Consider the following 632-nt stretch of genomic DNA (forward strand, 5'->3'; position numbering starts at 1 on the left):
CCCCCAAACAGGACGTGCTGGCGGCCAAGGCCCAGGCGATCTACGGTGAAATCGGCCGCAAGCTGACGCTGGAAGGCAGCGGCGGCGCGGCCGACGCCAGCCTGTCGGCCGGGGTGGGCACGCCCACGCTGGACGGGTTCGGCATTGTGGGCGGTGAAATCCATACGGAAAACGAGTACGCCGAGATCGACAGCATCGTTCCGCGCTTTTACCTGCTGGCGCGCATGCTGGTGGAACTGACCAAATAAGGCCGGTTCAGTACTCGAGCCGCTCGGGCCGGATTTCCTGCAGGATGGTGGTCGAAATCTCTTCGATCGACTTGGTGGTGGTCGAGAGCCAGCGTATGCCTTCGCGGCGCATCATGGCCTCGGCTTCGTGGATTTCGTCGCGGCAGTTCTCCAGGCTCGCGTATTTCGAGTTGGGCCGGCGTTCATTGCGTATTTGCGCCAGGCGCTCAGGCGCGATGGTCAGGCCGAAGATCTTCTTGCGGTGCGGCACCAGCGCCGGCGGCAGCTGGCGGCGCTCGAAATCTTCCGGGATCAGCGGGTAATTCGAGGCCTTGAGGCCGTATTGCATGGCAAGGTAGAGCGAAGTCGGCGTCTTGCCGCTGCGGCTCACGCCCACCAGGATCA

General features: G+C 63.8%; 2 protein-coding genes. One reads left to right on the plus strand and one right to left on the minus strand.

What is annotated here, in order from left to right; all coding sequences use genetic code 11:
• Nucleotides 1-248 (plus strand): M20/M25/M40 family metallo-hydrolase (locus AC1DVK_RS27095; protein WP_477627843.1); only part of this gene is annotated, 248 nt, incomplete at its 5' end.
• A 7-nt stretch (nt 249-255) separates the two neighbouring features.
• On the opposite strand, the gene AC1DVK_RS27100 is transcribed toward AC1DVK_RS27095, so the two are convergent.
• The coding region (locus AC1DVK_RS27100) for a kinase/pyrophosphorylase (RefSeq protein ID WP_477627844.1) at nt 256-632 on the minus strand (377 nt) is incomplete at its 5' end.

It is taken from the genome of Peribacillus sp. P4_B1, assembly GCF_056402395.1.